The 13,369-nt window shown below is 60.1% G+C and carries 13 protein-coding genes; 1 reads left to right on the forward strand and 12 read right to left on the reverse strand.

Annotated features, from left to right (window positions below; all coding sequences use genetic code 11):
• Positions 1-69 precede the first annotated feature (69 nt).
• Positions 70-891, forward strand: a complete 822-nt coding sequence (locus AC0QKW_RS10040) for an alpha/beta fold hydrolase (protein ID WP_473150927.1) — start codon at positions 70-72, stop codon at positions 889-891.
• Between the two features lie 75 nt (positions 892-966).
• Here AC0QKW_RS10040 and AC0QKW_RS10045 read toward each other — a convergent pair whose 3' ends face one another.
• The 12 genes from AC0QKW_RS10045 to AC0QKW_RS10100 form a co-directional block, all read right to left on the reverse strand.
• Positions 967-1,800, reverse strand: a complete 834-nt coding sequence (locus AC0QKW_RS10045; RefSeq protein ID WP_473150928.1) for a metallophosphoesterase — start codon at positions 1,798-1,800, stop codon at positions 967-969.
• A gap of 114 nt (positions 1,801-1,914) precedes the next feature.
• A complete protein-coding gene (locus AC0QKW_RS10050; protein ID WP_473150929.1) occupies positions 1,915-2,094 on the reverse strand; it encodes a hypothetical protein in 180 nt (59 codons plus the stop codon).
• An 11-nt stretch (positions 2,095-2,105) separates the two neighbouring features.
• Entirely contained in the window at positions 2,106-2,702 is a 597-nt protein-coding gene (locus tag AC0QKW_RS10055) for a hypothetical protein (protein WP_473150930.1), read from the reverse strand.
• 39 nt (positions 2,703-2,741) lie between these two features.
• On the reverse strand, positions 2,742-4,070 hold the full coding sequence (locus AC0QKW_RS10060) for a DUF1254 domain-containing protein (protein WP_473150931.1): 1,329 nt from the start codon (positions 4,068-4,070) through the stop codon (positions 2,742-2,744).
• 25 nt (positions 4,071-4,095) lie between these two features.
• Positions 4,096-4,755: a hypothetical protein gene (locus AC0QKW_RS10065; protein WP_473150932.1), complete on the reverse strand. Its 660-nt coding sequence runs from the start codon at positions 4,753-4,755 to the stop codon at positions 4,096-4,098.
• A gap of 30 nt (positions 4,756-4,785) precedes the next feature.
• Entirely contained in the window at positions 4,786-5,106 is a 321-nt protein-coding gene (locus AC0QKW_RS10070; protein WP_473150933.1) for a hypothetical protein, read from the reverse strand.
• A complete protein-coding gene (locus AC0QKW_RS10075; RefSeq protein WP_473150934.1) occupies positions 5,106-5,900 on the reverse strand; it encodes a DUF2092 domain-containing protein in 795 nt (264 codons plus the stop codon). Before AC0QKW_RS10075 ends, AC0QKW_RS10070 begins: the two co-directional genes overlap by 1 nt.
• Before the next feature lie 73 nt (positions 5,901-5,973).
• Positions 5,974-7,320 (reverse strand): DUF1254 domain-containing protein, encoded by a 1,347-nt coding sequence (locus tag AC0QKW_RS10080; RefSeq protein WP_473150935.1) that lies wholly within the window; start codon positions 7,318-7,320, stop codon positions 5,974-5,976.
• 114 nt (positions 7,321-7,434) lie between these two features.
• Positions 7,435-9,804 (reverse strand): sulfatase-like hydrolase/transferase, encoded by a 2,370-nt coding sequence (locus AC0QKW_RS10085; protein ID WP_473150936.1) that lies wholly within the window; start codon positions 9,802-9,804, stop codon positions 7,435-7,437.
• A 245-nt stretch (positions 9,805-10,049) separates the two neighbouring features.
• The gene (locus AC0QKW_RS10090; protein ID WP_473150937.1) at positions 10,050-11,312 is read right to left on the reverse strand and encodes a YfaZ family protein; all 1,263 of its coding nucleotides are present in this window, start codon (positions 11,310-11,312) and stop codon (positions 10,050-10,052) included.
• A 10-nt stretch (positions 11,313-11,322) separates the two neighbouring features.
• Positions 11,323-11,985 (reverse strand): hypothetical protein, encoded by a 663-nt coding sequence (locus AC0QKW_RS10095; protein WP_473150938.1) that lies wholly within the window; start codon positions 11,983-11,985, stop codon positions 11,323-11,325.
• Positions 11,986-12,067: 82 nt separating this feature from the next.
• On the reverse strand, positions 12,068-12,949 hold the full coding sequence (locus tag AC0QKW_RS10100; RefSeq protein ID WP_473150939.1) for a bile acid:sodium symporter family protein: 882 nt from the start codon (positions 12,947-12,949) through the stop codon (positions 12,068-12,070).
• Between the last annotated feature and the right edge of the window lie 420 nt (positions 12,950-13,369).

Consider the following 13,369-nt stretch of genomic DNA (forward strand, 5'->3'; position numbering starts at 1 on the left):
GCCTCGAACGGCTGTTGTTGAACTGTTGTTAATGGCTGGCTACCTGGCCCTACCGTCGTTAATTTGCCCATGCCAGAGTCTTCTGTTCTCAAGCTTTATGCCCCGGCGGGAAGAAACCCCCACCGACCGCTGTTTATCTATCTACCGGGGATGGATGGCAGCGGCGAGCTATTTTCGGCCCAGAGCGATCGCCTGAAGCACCACTTCGATATTCGCTGTCTGGTGATTCCAGGCAATGACCTGTCGTCTTGGGAAAGCCTCGCCACCCAGGCGGTGCAGCTCATCCGCCAGGAGGCAGGCGCGGCCCAGGTCTACCTCTGCGGCGAATCGTTTGGTGCCTGCCTGGCGCTGCGGGTGCTAGCCCTGGCCCCGGCTCTGGCCAGCCATTTGATTTTGGTCAACTCAGCCTCATCGTTTCATCGCTTTCCGTGGCTGCACTGGGTGGCGCACATTACCCCCTGGGTAGCCCCACCGCTCTACCAGGGGTCTACTCTGGGTGGTCTGCCGGTGATGGCCGATCTCAGCCGCATGGGTAAGGCCAACCGTCAGGCCCTGGTGCGCGCCATTGGCACCGTATCCCAGGCCAGCACGGCATGGCGATTGGGCCTGCTGTCGCAGTTTCGGCTAGAGCCGCTGCGGCTACATCGGGTCAAGGCCCACACCCTGCTGGTGGCTTCTTTGAGCGATCGCCTGCTGCCCTCCCTAGAAGAGTCTCAACGCCTGGCGACCCTGTTGCCCAACCCCCGGATCTATCCGTTGCCTCACAGTGGTCACATTAGCCTGCTAGAAGATGGGGTTGACCTCAGGGCTATTCTGGCGGCGGTGGGGTTCTTACCCCAGAGAGAAACGGGCATGGAGCAAGGCGATCGCCCCACGTCGCTGGTGTCTTAACTATTGGAGCATTGCTTTATTGCCTAGAATTTTGGCAGACAGGTGGGTTTGCCCCTACGCCCGGCCATCTACCCCTCACCGCTTCACTAGCTCCACCACCGTCACCTCCGGTGGGCAGCGCCACCGCCCCGGTGCGTAGGTGCCCAGACCTCGGTTGACGTAGAGCTGATTTTGCCCGATCGCATGCAGCCCCGACGCCCACTCCCAGTGGTGCACGACCTTGAGGCATTTGCGGCTGAGGTAAGGTAGGTCAACGGGTAGCCAATCGGCTAACTTCTGGCGCAGCCCCTGGGTGATGGCAAGCGCAGGCCCCAGCCCAGGCAGGACAATTTGCCCGCCGTGGGTGTGACCCGAGAGCTGAAGATCGACGCGCCAGGAGGCGAGATATTCAGCAGTGTCGGGGTTGTGAGACAGCACCAGTCGAGGCTGGGTCGGCGACAACGAGTCGAGCAAGGGAGCGGGGTTGAAGTCTCGCGACCAAAAGTCGGCCAGGCCCACCACCGGCAGATCGTGCCCCACGGGGTAGGCAATCTCGTTCCACAGGGCGTGAATGCCGACCTGGCGAAGCGATCGCACTATAGTTTGCCGCCCCCCCGGTCTAACATTGTCGTGGTTGCCCAGCACGGCCAGGGTGCCGTAGCGACTCTTCAGGCGGCTGAGGTAGGTAGAGAGCGCCGCAATAGGGGCCGGGTCGCTGGTGACATAGTCGCCCGTGAGGGCAATCAGGTCAGGCTCTAGGCTATTCACGCAATCGATCGCCTGCTGCAACAGCCGGTGAGACAAGCGCTGCCCGTCGTAGTGGAAGTCAGACAACTGCGCAATGCGGCATCCCTCTAGCTGCTGGGGCAGATCGCAAATCGCTACGGTCACCGTTTCAAGGGTGAGAGGGCCAGTGAAGAGAGGGGGCATGGGCAGTGAGAATAGGTTACCTGAACGCTAGCCCGGTTGAGCCCAGGTTGCCTACTCAAGCAGGGCATTCTTCAAAGGGATTTATCAAAAACCTTTTTTAGGCTCAACAAGCGCCTAAATATCTGACAGCAATTGGGGCAGGTTGGCTGCCACGGGCTGCCGACCCCGTTGTTCAAAGGCCGCTCGCAGCGGGCCGTGCCCTAGTTCAAACCGGCCTTTGCAAACCGTGCCCCGATGCCAGTCGCCGGGTCTTGACAACAACACCTTGAGGCGGTCGGTAACGCTAGGCAACATCCATCAGTGAGTCAGGGCCGTCGGGTATTGGCCGTTTTCCAGTGCTGGCCGAGCAGGTAGCCGATCGCCCCTGGCAGGGCCAGCAGCGTGATCAAAATGGTGGTCGATGTGCTCAGGCGGCTGGAGAGAGTGCGGGCGGGTTCCAACCCATCTACAATGAAGCGCCCGGTGACGACGATCGCATACAGCCCCACGGTGACGGCGCTGATGCTAGAGATAAAGTCTTTGAGGGTGGGCAGATGAGCCTGGGGAATGCGACGACCCAGCAGCACCCCAGAGATGAACCCCGCCAGGACTTGGCTGATCACCAAAACCAGGCGCAGTTGGATCTCAACCTGCTCTTTTTCGGCGGCCAGCGATCCGGCCATGATGCCGCCCAGGCCGATGACCATGCCTGCGATCGCACCCACCCCAAGCCACCAGTAGATCGGCTTGGAGAGATAGGCACAGGCCACCGTTAAACTGGCCAGCCCCAGGGAACTGAGCACCGCAGCATGGCCCAGGGGCAACTGGGTAATGACCACCAGAGTGAGAGCCACCCCAAGCCCGGTCCCTAGCAGTAGGGGCAGCGATTGTCGAAGGCCGGAGATTTTGGGGTAGTTTTGCATGGGGATGATCTCCTAGCAACCGTTGGGGTGGATAGGGCGCTACTGGCGCTCCATAGCGGGGGCTTGCCAGGTGCCGTCCAGGGCTTCGGGCTTGGGCCAATAGAGCCGCATAACACAGAAAAATGGCCCTGCCGGAGCGGGTAGCCAGTTGGCTTCTAGCTCCGTCCCTGGCGACTCGTTTTGAATATAGAGGGTGACCCCACCATCGGCATCATGCTGCAAATGGGGCAGCATGGGCGAATTGATCAGATAGCGGTTGATCGGGTTGGCCACCAGCAGGCTAGAGGGCAGTTCGTACATCGTCAACGACCAAAAGGCGTTGACGGGGGGGCTTTGACCCACTGCAAAGTGTAGGGTGTAGCGGTTTGCGCCACTCAGGGGCTGGCCCTCGTCATCCACGGTGTAGAAGGGATACATCGCCTCCTGTTTGGAGTTGCCAAAGATGCCCAGCACCGCCGCCGCCATGCGGTAGAGGTAGTTATTTTGCAAATAGTCGCGGGTGCCGAACAGATCGCCGGAGGTGACTTTCCCGGCATCCACCTGCTTTTTGAGGGCCGCAAAGTCGGCCCAGGCATCGGCCATGCCCTGGGTCATGGCGTCTTGAACGTCAGCAGAAAGTCCATCCGCCGAGAAGCCCTGCCCTGTCCCCACGCCAATTTGGGCAAACCGAGAGCGCAGATCCACCTCGGAGGGTACCGGGGGGCAAAATTGCAGCAGAAAATCCAAAATGCCGAAAAACGCCAGGGACGTTCTCTGGACCTCGGGGGTCAGCGGCGGCACGAACTGAATCGCAGGGGCATTGGCCGGGGCCGTTTGGCCTAGGAATTCTGGAAGCGGCTGGAGCTGGTAGCGGGACTGAATTTGCTTCACGCGATCGAGATCGTCAGGGTTAAACAATTGGGTGCGATAGATCGCCAGCACAAACTCGGTCTCGGCGCGGATCACTTGGCTCACGCCGCTGGGGGTTTCGCCCTGCCAACCGGGGCCAGCGATGACAAAAACGCCGCCGCCATTGCCCGTCGTGCGGCTGCCGATGTACTCGAAGTTGAAGGTGTACAGATCGACCAGCTGAATGCTGAAATAGCGATCGCGTTCCAGCTCTGGCACCGTCAGCACTATCGGCTCTGTCCGCAGATCTAGCCCCGCCATAGAATAGGGCGTGTCAGAATTGGGGGTCTGCACGGCCTTGTCTGCTGGCGTAAACACCCTTGCGATGTTGCACAGCTGGTTCCAGGGTGCTTTGTATTCGGGGTTGTGGGGATCGACAAAGTAGGCGTGCTGAATACGGTAGCTATCGACCATGGGATAGCCGTAAATATAGGCTTCCTTAGCGATGGCGCGGGCTTCTGCGGGGCTAGTGGTTGGCATCGGGGTTCTCCTCGAGAGAAAAGGGCTAACTGCCAAGAATGTTGATGGCGCGCGACACCACCACCAGAATGGTGGCCAGGGAGATCAGGCTCTGGGCCATCAGCATTAGCTTGGCCCGAGCGGTGAGCGGGGCCACGTCGGTGGGGCTAAAAGCGGTGGCCGTGGTGTACGACAAAAACAGGTAATCCACAAAGGTGGGGTGCCAGTAGGGCAAGCTATCCTCCAAGTCGGCCTGGGGAAAGAGCCAGTCGGGACGGGTGCCCTGGTTTCGCCGCCGCGCCTCTGGCCCACCGCGATCGCTCTGCCAGTACACCAGGGCAAAAATTAGAATGCCCAGTACCCACACGGCCACGCTGGAGGTAAATAGCTCCAGGCCATTCAGGTCGCCAGAGGGGTCAAACATCTCAAAAATTAAGTGGCGCAGGCCCGTCAGCATACCCGCGCCCACAAACAGGCAGAACAGCAGCGTGATCCACCGCTCAAACCGCAGCGATCGCGGTTTCCCGCCCGTGATTGGCACCAGAGCGATCGCCACCAGAATGACGATGCCGAGCAGGTAGGAGACCCACACCGGAAACACGCGGATGCGATCGGGCAGCACCGTCAGCAAGACCAGCACCCCCCCAATGGTCAATGCCACAGGCCAGCGCGGTTCGATCGCTCGGGTTGCAGCGGATGGGCTCATAGCGGTTGCCCCCGATGAGTTCCCCTGAGCCTAGTCCACATACACCACCACGTACTGGGTGCCGTAGGGCTGGTAGAAGGTGGTCCCGCACTGGTAAAGCGAGGTGCCTTCGATGACGGTGGGGTAGCACCCGCCGGGCAAACTGGCTATATAGATCGCCGATCGCCGAATCGTCCGCCGGGTGGTGCGCCGAGCCACTCCGGCTACGCTGACCGGGGTCGCCGGTCTACCCACCACCGCCGCCGCTGGGGGGATCAGCCGATCGCCGCTGAAGCCTCCCTCGATCACAGCACCCGCTGTTAACAGAGCCAACGTAGCGATCGCCACACGATTGATATAGTTCACGTTCATTACTGAGCCTCCTCGGTGGATTTAAAGTCTTCTAGTTCGCTGGGGGGCAGTGCCTCTAGCTGCCTTGCCCCCGCCGGGGGGGTGAAGGTAAAGCGGTTAGCACCAATCTGCGGGTTGGTGTTCCAGTCGCGCAGGCGAATGGAATATTCGGGCGCACCGGTCACCCACTTAGTGGTGATCACATATTTCATGGGCAGGGGTACGTCCCCGGTTTGCACCCACAGCTGCCAGTCCACATCGGCCTCCCGGAAAGCCAGATGGTGGACTTCTACGCCGTCGATGTAGGCGGTGCCCAGGTACTGGCTGCTTTCTACCCCTTCCATCAGCACCGCGTAGGGGTTGCTAAACATCAAATCCGCCCCCGGAAAGGGTAGGCCTGTCTCGGCTTCCACGGCGAGAATGGCATCGTCAATGGTGCCGCTGAGGGGAATCTGAGCATAGGCATTGATGCGCCGCCCAAACAGGGTAACCTGGCTGCCGTCAAAGACAATCTCGGCGTCGGCCAGTGGCCCCCGCCGCTGCATAAAGAACCCCGTGGGCCGCTGCATCACCATAGAGGCATAGCTGCTGAATTGCAGCTTTTGCCCGGTTCTAGCCACCACTTCAAAATCAATGTCGGCATTGACGCTGAAGGCTTCGGTCGCTGCCAGATAGTCAGACATGAATTGCAAGACCTCTGTGGCGTTGGGGTCTAGCTCCTGGGCCTGGGCGGGGGCGATCGCACCCACAGTCAGAGTCATGCCGAGGGCGAGAGCCCCCCCGCCGATTTGGTTTAGAACGTGATTGTTGTTCATAGTTGTGCTTGTTAAAGAAAGATAATTGGCGGACTTCAGATTCCTGGGTTTTTGAAGAACCCAGGAATCTGTTCTAGGTCAAGGGATTCACCGCAGGAGGTTGCCAACGCCCGTCCAGAACTGAGGACTGGGGGGAGTAGAGGCGCAGGGTGAGGTTGAGCGGGCCGCTAGAAGGTGAAGGCAGCCAGTTAGCCTCCAGCTCTGAGCCAGGGCTAGCGGGCTGGATATAGAGATCGAGTGAGCCGTCAGCGTTGTAGGTGAGGGGATCGTGCTCGCCCACCACATATCGGTTCAGCTTGTTTGGCACCGGAAACCCATCCCCGTCGTAGAGGGTGAGTGACCAGAAGGCCTCTACCGGGGGCAACCCCGCTGACTCAAAGTGCAGGCAGTAGCCCTTTCCCCCCGTCAGCGGCTGACCCTCGGCATCACTAAGGCACTGGAGTTCGACCATATCTTCAGGGGGAGTAGCCCCCAGGCCAGTCATGGCGGCGATCGCCCGCTTTAGATAGGCGTTGCCATAGACCCCTTGAGTTTCGGGAGGCAGTCGCCAGCCGTTGACCACTCGCCCCAGAGTGACAGATTGGGCCTGCATGGTGGCGATCGCATCCTGGGGTACCGACTGCAAACCCTCGCGCGCCGCCGGGTCGAGCTGCCCTGGGTTAAAGGGATGCCCTGGTGCCAGCCCCAGCCGCTTAAACCGCGCCAGTTGCGACCAGTCGGTGGGGTGGGGCGGGTGCTGGGCCATTAGCGCCGCCCCGTAGGCCAAGAACCGCTCAATGGGCAGCTGGTTGACCTGGTGCAACGGTGGGGGTTGTGCGATCGCGGCGCAACTTTGGGATAGCTCGGCCAGATTTGGGGGCGGCACCGCCTGGCCCCACTGAGACAGCGGGATGACGGTGTAGCCCGCCTGAATGGCTTGGACGGTGGCATAGTCGTCGGGGCCATGGGTTTGAGTCAGGCCCATCACCCATACCATCGGCGTCGGGGCCTCAATGCGATCGACACCCACGGGCAGGCTGTCTTGCCAACCAGGGGGCACCACCGCCCAGTGGCCCGCCCCCCTGCCGCTAGTGCGCTGGCCTGGTGTAGCAAACACCTCGCTCCACATGTCGAGCATGGGTAGCCAATAGTAGCGATCGCCCAGATCGGGGGCCGACACCACTAGCGGCTCGTCAAACAGCTTGAGCCAGGTACTGGAATAGAACAGGTCTAAGTTGGGCCGCCCCCCGGCCCAACCCTCGCCGGGGGGCCGGGCGTGGGGGGTAAAGGTCGGAGCGGGGCGAGGGCCGAGCCGGTTACCAGGAGCGACAGCGGTGGTGACCCGGCGAGTGACATTCATCAGGATCAGGGGGTAGAGATAGAGGTAAGCCTCTAGGCCAATGGCGTGGGCCTCAGCTTCCCCCAGGAGCGTGGCGTTCATGGTTGGCTTTCCTGTCAGGGAACAGAAAACCGATGGGTAGACAGATAGAGGTCAATTTGGCGTGAACTGAACATCCAATCCCGCTCCCTGGGGAGCGGGATTGAGGGAGCGGATTTACTGCCGGGCCATCGCCACCCGCAGCCGCTCCTCAGGGTCAATCAAGTGGTCGTGGTCATCTTTGCCCACGTCCAGCTGCACCCAGTGGATTTTGCCGGTGAACTTGCTGCTGTGGGCGTTGTAGTCGGGGGTCACAGAGGTGCCCGATTCGTAGCCAATGTCGGTGGTTTCATCCGCCGAGAAAATCATCGGCTGGGTAGCCTCGACCCTCCCGGTGCCGACGGACTGGCCGTCGTAGTAGAGGGTGACGTTGCCGCCCTTAGCTAACCCGCCGCCATCGTAGGCAAACTCCATGCGTACCTGGTGCTTCCCGGAGGGAATAGGAGTCGTCGCCTCAGTGTAAAACTCCTGAATGCCCAGCACGTTGTAGGCAAACTTGAGCTTGCCCTCCTTGGCGTAGACGCTCCAGCCGCCAAATTTGCCGCCCTGGGCGATAATCACCCCGTTGGCGGGTTTGTCCTTAAGGTCAATTTCAGCAGTGATCGAGAACGACTTGTTCTTGATGCTGAGCACGCTGTTTTCTGACAGACGCCCCATGCCCGCAAAGAAAATCTGCGCATCTCCCTTCACCAGAGAGGGACGGCCAGCGGTGGTGGGGTCGATGCGCTCGGTCTGGCGATCGTCCAGGGGCAGCACGTTGTACTTCACCGCTTCGATCAGAAACTGACGCTGGAGTTCGTGCAGTTTTTCCGGCATTTCCGCCGCCAGGTTGTGGAACTGCGTCCAGTCTTTGCTGCCGTCGTACAGTTCCCACACGTCTTCATCAAAGGGCACCATTTTCTGCCCGGTCATAATCCAGGGGGTGCGGTGCTTGGTGATGGCGCTCCAGCCCTTGTAGTAGACGCCCCGGTTGCCAAACATCTCAAAGTACTGAATTTCATGGCGTTCAGGGGCATCGGCCTGGTTAAAGCTGTAGGCCATGCTAGTGCCTTCGTAGGGGCTTTGCAGCACACCGTTTACCATCGTGGGTTCAGGAATCCCGGCCACTTCTAGCACCGTGGGGGCCACATCGATTACGTGGCTAAACTGATGGCGCAGACCGCCCTGCTCCTGAATCGCCTTCGGATAGCGAATGATGGTGCCGTTGCGGGTGCCGCCCCAGTGAGACGCCACCTGCTTCGTCCACTGGTAGGGGGTATCCATCGCCCAGGCCCAGCCCACAGCGTAGTGACCGTAAGACTCGGTGCCGCCAAACTCCTCCAGCTTAGACTGCATGAATTCTGGCGTTTCTAAGGCAGCCATACCATTGAAGTTGGCCATTTCGTTGAATGCACCGTGGATGGTGCCCTCGGCGGACGCGCCATTGTCGCCGATGATCACGTAGACCAACGTGTCGTCCAAAATTTCCAGGTCTTCCAGCGCGGCAATGACCCGCCCAACTTCGTAGTCGGTATGCTCGAGAAAAGCAGCGTAAACCTCCATCTGCCGCTCTAGCACAGGCTTATAGGCCGCATCCATCTCGTCCCAAGCAGGAATTTCGGCATGGCGGGGCGTGAGTTCGGCATCGGGGCCAATCACACCCATTTCCTTTTGTTTAGTGAAGGTGATCTCCCGCTGACGATCCCAGCCGTGGCTGAACTGGCCCCTGTATTTGTCGATCCAGGGTTGGGGAACGTGGTGGGGCGCGTGGGTAGCCCCAGGGGCAAAGTACATGAAGAACGGCTTGTCGGACATCAGGGCTTTTTGCTGGCTGACCCAGGCGATCGCCTTATCCGCCAGATCCTCCGTCAGGTGGTAGCCCTCCTCTGGGGTGGCCGGGGGCTCAATCGGCGTGGTGCCCTCATACAGAGCTGGATCCCACTGGTTATTTTCGCCGCCGATAAAGCCGTAGAAATATTCAAAACCGCCGCCGCCAGTGGGCCAGCCGTCAAACGGCCCCATGGGCGACGATTGCCACACGGGCACCTCATGGCATTTGCCAAACATGGCGGTGGAGAAGCCATTCAGCTTCAGGGTCAACGCCAGGGGTGCTTTGGTGTTGGGCCGCACCGAGTTTTGCCCTGGGGCGGCGGTCGCCGTTTCGGTGATGTTGCCCATACCCACCGAGTGGTGGTTGCGCCCGGTCAACAACGCCTGCCGGGTGGGGGCGCAGAGGGCGGTGGTGTGGAAGCGGGTGTACTTCAGCCCTTGACCCGCCAGTTTTTCAAAGGTGGGGGTGTGGCAGGGGCCGCCAAAGGCGCTCGATGCGCCGAAGCCCACATCATCTAGCAGCACGACGAGGACGTTGGGCGCACCCGCTGGCGGACGCAGATCGCGAATTGGGGGAAACTTGGTATCGGGGTCTTTGGCATCATAGGTGGTAATGCCAAAGTGGGTCTGGTCAGGAATCGGAAGAACCTGGCGTTGGACGTTGCCGTTAGCAGTCATAACCGATAATTCCTTGGCTAATTTGGGTTGTGAAAAGCAATTTTCAAACTCGGTGATGCAGAATTGGTGATGCGGTCTTTTGGGTAGATCTCTGAGGGTAAGGGCTACCGGGGAATATCACCTGCGACGCCTAACCCGAGCTGAGGTTAGCTAAGCCTCACAGGGAGCAATGTCACTATTGGTCTGGGGTTCCGATTCGCCGTTTGTAGCCCAAATTTTTAGCCTTGCCCCAGCCCCACTGCCCCCTAAAAACGGAACCCGACATTCAGGTAGGGGCCATTCTGGTTGATGTCTAGATCGAGCTGGCTAGAACGGTAGTCGAGAAAGCCAAAGCGATACCCCGCGCCCAGGGTGGTGTTGCCAGAGAACATCCAATCGACACCGCCTCGCAAGCCGTACTGCGTGATGCCACTGAGGCCAAACCCAGAGACGGTGCCCGATAGGAGAACGGCCAGTTTGGGGCTGGCATTCCACCGAAAGCGTCCGCCGACCAGGGGGGAGATGAGGGTGCGGTTGCTACTAAACTGGCCCTCTCCGCCCAAATTTGTGCTCAGGCCCAGCTGGGTGTTGAGGCTGACGATACTCAGGCCGCCCAGCACATCAAACACAAACGGCCCTAGGTCGTGCTCGGTATGCAGGCCCTCGGGGTTGGCCCTGGCCGCGTCATAAAAGCGATAGCTGGCCGCCAGATCAATATTCCACAGTTGGGTATTGAGGGCGGCGTTCAGCTCGCTGGGGATAAAGCTGGCCAGGCCTGGGCGGCGCACATCGCGGGTCAGCGTCTCCCGGTTGGAGAGAGAAACGTAGTCCACATTGCTCAGAAACCCTAGGGTATAGTTGGGCGTCCAGGCCTCTAGAGCTCCGAAGAAGGCAAAGTTGAGGCTGTTTTGCAGCGATGATCGAATGTCGCTGGGAACAAATTCAAAGTCTCGGGACGGATCGGTAAAGTTGCCGGAGCCACTGGAGTTGGCAAAATTATTTCTGAAGTCTTCTGTGCCTTTGAAGTTGGCTGAGCCCGAGATAAAAAAGGGCACATAGACGTAGGGCGTAAAGACAAAATGCCACTGCCCTGTCGGGGAGGGTTCCGACGGGGTCTGGGCCATGTCGAGGGGCTGAGCGATCGCTGTTGGGAAAACGCCCTCGTTAGCCAAGGGGGCTGCGATGGGTTGCAGATCGAGGCTGTTGGTAGACAGCGGCAACTGGGGAATATCGGCGCTGGGGGCAGCCGTCCCGGGGGCGTCCCCAGGAGTGGCTGACGCAGCGGCAGCGGGCTGAGGGGCCTGGGGCGGCGGGCTGGGGGCTGGGGCGATCGCCCCAGTTTCCCCCTCTAGCACCACGGCTGAACCGACCTCGGGCCGTGGTTCCCCGCTGGTTAGCGCCGCAGGTTGCTCAGCCGTATCGTCCAAATCATCCAAAAAATTGGGCGCGTCGGCCCTAGCCTGGGGGGGCAGCAGCAGCGCGATCGCCGCCACCGCCCCTAGACCCACTAGATTGAGGGTGCGGTTCATAGTGGTGCCTCTAAAACAGCTCAGCGCCGCTGATCTCGCCGCTGCGGTTGATGTACACATCCAGCTTTTCGCTGCCGCGATTGAGCCCCACCTGGGAGGGGGTGGTAAAGGCCACGCCCCAGCCGTCGGCCTGGAGATCGGCGATCGCCGTATCTGCATCCAGACCCACCAGGGTGTCGGGAAACGCCGCCACTGGCTCCGGTGGGGCAATGCCCAGGTAGGCACGCACGTAATCGTTAATCACCTGGCGCTGATCGAGGGTGAGCACCTCCCGCAGCGCCAGGTTGCGTTCAAAAATCAGAGCGTCCTTAGTCTGCTGGGCCACCGTCAGATCGTTATAGCCATTGATCAGCAGCTCAGAGCGGGTACTGGGCACTAGCAGGTTATTCATGGCTTCCAGTGCCGCCATATAGTTAGCGGTGGCCGTCTCGATTTGAGGTTCATAGGCGTCAAAGATCGCCTCCATCTGGGCGACTTGCTCATCGGTCAGATCATCTACCGCCAAATCGTCGGGGCTAGAGGGCTGGTCGTCGGCATTGGAGGCCTGGGCCTGGGTCAGCGCAGGCTGTTCAGCGGTGGGTACGACCATGGCCTGGGCCAGGCTAAAGGGGGCGATGACAGCCGCAAGACAGGCCGATGCCATCAAACCGGGCAATACTTTCAACAGAGCCATAATCAAATCCTTTTTTTCTTGAAACTCAAAACACGCGGCGAAAACCGACCTGTATGCATGGAACGTCTGGGAGCGATCGCACTTAAAACCCCGGCGCATCTTGGGGATGGGCACCCCGAGCCAGCTGCTTTTGGTAGAGGTGGGTGTAGATCTTGGCTGCGATCGCCGACATCACCGCATAGGAGGCAATGGTGACCAGCACCTCATGGGCCACCGTCGGAAAGTTGAGGGTGATCAGCGCCAGGGCCAGCCCGGCATTGCGAGACCCATTGGCCAGGGCAATGGTTTGGCGTGTAACAGGGTCAGCCCCGCCCAGGTAGTGGCCCGCCACTAGCCCCGCCGCCGCCATCAGCACCACCGCCAAAATCGGCAGGGGGCCAGCCTTGAGCACCAGCGACAGCCCCATCACTACCACCAGCAGCACCACGCCGATTAACATCGTGCTGCTAATGCGGTTGAGGGGTTCGTTAAAGTCTTCTGCCAGATCGGGCAGCCAGTGGGCGATCGCCGCTCCCGCCAGCAGCGGCACCCCCTGCACCAGCATCACCTGCTTGAACACCACCGCTAGAGGGGCCACCTCGTCCGCCGGGTACAGGGCCGACAGCACCCCCACCCACAGCGGCACCAGCACGATCGACAGCAGCGCCATCGTCGCCTGAAAGCTGCCCGCCAGCTCCGCATCGGCAGGCCCCTTGAGCAGCTTGCGGTAGGTGACCGGCGCGCCGGGAATCACCGCCATTGCCGCAATGCCCGCCCGCACCTCAAAGCTGAGGGGCAGCACCTTGGTCACCACCATGGCCACCAGGGGCACCACCACAAACGCCGCCAAAACACAGCGCAGCAGCAGCGACGGCCTGTGCCACAGCCGCGCCATGCCCCCAAACCCCAGCACCATGCCCATCGAGAGCATCACCGAAAACAACGTGATCTGGGCAAAACTACTCAGCAACTCTTTCAAGTCCATCGGTCAAACCCCCTCTAAGGCAACACGGCTACTGAGGCAAGACAAACATTAAACAACCCCATAGAAACGCTCAAATAAAACGCAACGAATAAATTTCTTTTCTCAACGCTGCGCAACATGACGGCCAGTCAACCGATCTATTTCCCAGGTTTTCTTAGCATTTTGCTCACGCTATCCTCACAACTTTCAAGGGCAGAAAAACAACCAAAAGGTTGTCTATGGTGTACATTGCTCATTCTCAATAGCGCTAACCAACCCTGGGCTAGCGCTATTGATCAACCCTTTAGCGAGATGCGCTGACTATCTCTAAAGCCTTGCTCCAAAAGGGCTGGGGAGTTTTTGGGGGTCTCCGCCTCTCAAAGACAGCGGCCTTAGGTGGCAAGCTTTATAAAAGAGATGCCCTCCTAGCAAGGCATGATT

The organism is Pseudanabaena sp. PCC 9330 (assembly GCF_055795045.1).

Coding starts and splice junctions, on each gene's coding strand:
- AC0QKW_RS10040 (WP_473150927.1), top strand. CDS start 70: ATGCCAGAGTCTTCTGTTCTCAAGCTTTATGCCCCGGCGGGAAGAAAC.
- AC0QKW_RS10045 (WP_473150928.1), bottom strand. CDS start 1,800: ATGCCCCCTCTCTTCACTGGCCCTCTCACCCTTGAAACGGTGACCGTA.
- AC0QKW_RS10050 (WP_473150929.1), bottom strand. CDS start 2,094: ATGTTGCCTAGCGTTACCGACCGCCTCAAGGTGTTGTTGTCAAGACCC.
- AC0QKW_RS10055 (WP_473150930.1), bottom strand. CDS start 2,702: ATGCAAAACTACCCCAAAATCTCCGGCCTTCGACAATCGCTGCCCCTA.
- AC0QKW_RS10060 (WP_473150931.1), bottom strand. CDS start 4,070: ATGCCAACCACTAGCCCCGCAGAAGCCCGCGCCATCGCTAAGGAAGCC.
- AC0QKW_RS10065 (WP_473150932.1), bottom strand. CDS start 4,755: ATGAGCCCATCCGCTGCAACCCGAGCGATCGAACCGCGCTGGCCTGTG.
- AC0QKW_RS10070 (WP_473150933.1), bottom strand. CDS start 5,106: ATGAACGTGAACTATATCAATCGTGTGGCGATCGCTACGTTGGCTCTG.
- AC0QKW_RS10075 (WP_473150934.1), bottom strand. CDS start 5,900: ATGAACAACAATCACGTTCTAAACCAAATCGGCGGGGGGGCTCTCGCC.
- AC0QKW_RS10080 (WP_473150935.1), bottom strand. CDS start 7,320: ATGAACGCCACGCTCCTGGGGGAAGCTGAGGCCCACGCCATTGGCCTA.
- AC0QKW_RS10085 (WP_473150936.1), bottom strand. CDS start 9,804: ATGACTGCTAACGGCAACGTCCAACGCCAGGTTCTTCCGATTCCTGAC.
- AC0QKW_RS10090 (WP_473150937.1), bottom strand. CDS start 11,312: ATGAACCGCACCCTCAATCTAGTGGGTCTAGGGGCGGTGGCGGCGATC.
- AC0QKW_RS10095 (WP_473150938.1), bottom strand. CDS start 11,985: ATGGCTCTGTTGAAAGTATTGCCCGGTTTGATGGCATCGGCCTGTCTT.
- AC0QKW_RS10100 (WP_473150939.1), bottom strand. CDS start 12,949: ATGGACTTGAAAGAGTTGCTGAGTAGTTTTGCCCAGATCACGTTGTTT.